Source organism: Lacihabitans sp. CCS-44, assembly GCF_024343735.1.
In the GTDB taxonomy this organism is placed as follows: Bacteria; Bacteroidota; Bacteroidia; order Cytophagales; family Spirosomataceae; genus Leadbetterella.
Genome location: NZ_RJUE01000025.1, coordinates 1 through 3,025, shown reverse-complemented (window position 1 = coordinate 3,025; position 3,025 = coordinate 1). Strand labels below are relative to the sequence as shown.

Annotated in this window: 4 protein-coding genes; all 4 read left to right on the top strand. The window is 33.9% G+C overall.

All coding sequences use genetic code 11. From position 1 onward, the window contains the following. Positions 1-143: two-component regulator propeller domain-containing protein (locus EGI26_RS21305; protein WP_409035356.1), on the top strand; the 143-nt coding region annotated here is incomplete at its 5' end. A 26-nt stretch (positions 144-169) separates the two neighbouring features. Continuing rightward, the gene (locus EGI26_RS07085) at positions 170-457 is read left to right on the top strand and encodes a DUF6958 family protein (RefSeq protein WP_255077140.1); all 288 of its coding nucleotides are present in this window, start codon (positions 170-172) and stop codon (positions 455-457) included. A gap of 157 nt (positions 458-614) precedes the next feature. Then, a complete protein-coding gene (tnpA, locus tag EGI26_RS07080; protein ID WP_310587947.1) occupies positions 615-1,100 on the top strand; it encodes an IS200/IS605 family transposase in 486 nt (161 codons plus the stop codon). An 838-nt stretch (positions 1,101-1,938) separates the two neighbouring features. Next, on the top strand, positions 1,939-2,922 hold the full coding sequence (locus tag EGI26_RS07075) for a pyruvate dehydrogenase complex E1 component subunit beta (RefSeq protein ID WP_255077335.1): 984 nt from the start codon (positions 1,939-1,941) through the stop codon (positions 2,920-2,922). Positions 2,923-3,025 lie beyond the last annotated feature (103 nt).

Sequence of the window (3,025 nt, the reverse complement as noted above, 5' to 3'; positions counted from 1 at the left end):
ATTACAATACTAAAGAAGGTCTTACCAGTAATGCCATAAATACCATATACAAAGACAAAAAGGGAGAATTGTGGTTTGGAACGGATACTGAAGGCATTTGTAAATTCAATGGTAAAACTTTTTATAGATTCGAACCAAAATAAACAACTGACACCAAAACTCAATTGTGATGAAAGATGATATGTTTCAGACTTTGCACCCCCAAGCTGGTAAGACCAACAAGAAAATATCTTTGAAGAAATATGAATTCATTAAAGAAAACATTCTGTCCATTTTGGATGAAAAAGAGCTCACTCATACTGAACTTATGGAAGAATTATATGGGAGAGTGAAGGATAATTTTGAGGGCGGTGTTCAATGGTACGGAGAAACCGTAAAACTTGATTTAGAAGCCAGAAATAAAATAGTTAGAACTTTATCAAAACCAGAAAAGTATAGATTGACCACTAAAGGATAGTGATTGTGTATAGTGCGTTTTTTGCAACATGTTTTTTTTGAAGCTTTATTATAAACTTTTACTGAAATTTTGGCCTTAAATAGTGCTATATAACAATCAAACTTATAGAAAATGCACAATGAATTATTAAAAATAAAAAAGTAAGATTTAAAAGAACATACAACTTATTAAAACTATTGCAGGAACATTTTCACAAATCTATATTCAATTAGTTTTTGCAATAAAAGGTAGAGAAAGCTTAATTCAGCCAATTTGGGAGGAAGAATTATACAAATATATAACCGGGATTATCATAAATAAAGGTCAAAAATTGCTCGCTATAAATGGAATGCCCGACCACATTCATATATTTATAGGAATAAAACCGTCATGCAGCTTATCCGATCTAGTGAGAGAAATTAAAAAATCTTCCAATGAATTTATTAACGATAAAAAGTTTTCAGCCTCTAAATTTCAATGGCAAGAAGGTTTTGGAGCATTTTCTTATAGCCATTCGGCCTTAGATAATGTAATTGCCTATATTCAAAACCAAAAAGAACATCATAAAAAAATAAGATTCAAGGATGAATATAAAACGTTCTTAAGTAAATTTAAGATAGAATATAAGGATGAATATTTGTTTGATTGGTTTGAAAATGATTAAAATAAATGAAGTATTAATCAAAGATAACACTCAAAAAACAAAACCCAGAAAGGGGCACGTGTTTATAGAAAAACGATCCAATCAGAAGCATTCGACCCCAAAGGGGTCAAACTTTTATAGAAAACCGCCCTACATTGAGAAGAATTCGACCCCGAAGGGGGCGTACAACCACGGCAAAATTCTTTTTCTATAAACATTAAATTCCTTCTGAATTGGGTAGAAGAAAGTAAAATCATTAACGCACAGAAAGTGTCAAATATTTATTAAAAAACGACCCAATCAGAAGAATTCGACCCCGAAGGGGTCAAATGTTTATAGAAAACCGCCCAGCATTGAGAAGAATTCGACTCCAAAGGGGTCGTACAACCACCTTAAAATTCTTTTTCCATAAACATTAAATTCCTTCTGAATTGGGTAGAAGAAAGTAAAATCATTAAGGCACAGAAAGTGTCAAATATTTATTGAAAAACGATCAAATCAGAAGCATTCGACCCCGAAGGGGTCGTACAACCACTGCAAAATTCTTCTTCTATAAATATTAAATTCCTTCGGAATTAAATCGAACAAATCAAAACCTTGAAATGGTCACATAACCCAAATTAAATTTATCCCATAAAAATTTCATTCCTTCTTATAGTAATGGATGAACAAACCCATAATCTCTTTTTAGGAAACATCAAATTATTGAATTTTAAACACCGAAAATATAACAATCGACAAAAATAAATTAACGAAATCACGCAATTCTACAAATAGATTTCGGAAATTGACAATAGCTTACTATTTTTGTAGACCAATTGGGGTCTTTGCCCAAAATTAATTTATTTATAAGCCAAAAATGAGAGAAATTCAATTTAGAGATGCTGTAAAAGAGGCGATGTCAGAAGAAATGCGTCGTGATGAAACAATATTCTTAATGGGTGAAGAGGTAGCTGAATACAATGGAGCTTACAAAGCCAGTCAAGGAATGTTGGATGAGTTTGGACCCAAAAGAGTTATTGACACCCCAATTGCTGAGCTAGGTTTTGCAGGTATAGGTGTTGGTGCTGCTATCAACGGCTGTCGTCCGATTATTGAATTCATGACTTTTAACTTTTCACTTGTTGCCATTGACCAGATCATCAACAGTGCTGCCAAAATAATGGCCATGTCAGCTGGGCAATATTCTTGCCCAATCGTGTTTAGAGGGCCTACAGGCAATGCAGGTCAGCTTGGAGCTCAACACTCACAAAACTTCGAAAATTGGTTTGCTAATACCCCCGGACTGAAAGTTGTTGTTCCATCAAATCCTTATGAATGTAAAGGTCTTTTGAAGGCATCTATTCGTGACAACGACCCAGTAATTTTTATGGAGTCTGAGCAAATGTATGGCGACAAAGGTATGATTCCTGACGGAGAATATATTTTACCTATCGGAAAGGCAAATGTTATACAAGAAGGCAAAGATGTTACGATTGTTTCGTTTGGAAAAATGATTTCAAGAGTGGTTTTACCAGCTATCGAACAATTAGCAAAAGAAGGTATAAGTGTAGAATTGATAGATTTGAGAACAGTAAGACCTATTGACTATCAAACAGTTGTTGACTCAGTAAAGAAAACCAACAGGTGTGTGGTTGTAGAAGAAGCTTGGCCATTAGCAGCTATTTCATCTGAAATAACATATCATTTACAACGTTATGCCTTTGACCATTTGGATGCTCCTGTTATCAGAGTAAACAATATGGATATTCCTTTACACTACGCCCCTACTCTTATTGAGGCTACCTTACCAAACGTTGCAAGGACAATTGACGCAGTGAAAAAGGTTATGTACAAAAAATAACATTTACGATAAATAGTATAAAAAAGGAGCTTTCGCTTAGTCATGGTCGGAAGATTAAATATCTTCCGGCCATTTTTTGTTATTAATGATTTGTCGTTGTCTT

Coding starts and splice junctions, on each gene's coding strand:
- EGI26_RS07085 (WP_255077140.1), top strand. CDS start 170: ATGAAAGATGATATGTTTCAGACTTTGCACCCCCAAGCTGGTAAGACC.
- EGI26_RS07075 (WP_255077335.1), top strand. CDS start 1,939: ATGAGAGAAATTCAATTTAGAGATGCTGTAAAAGAGGCGATGTCAGAA.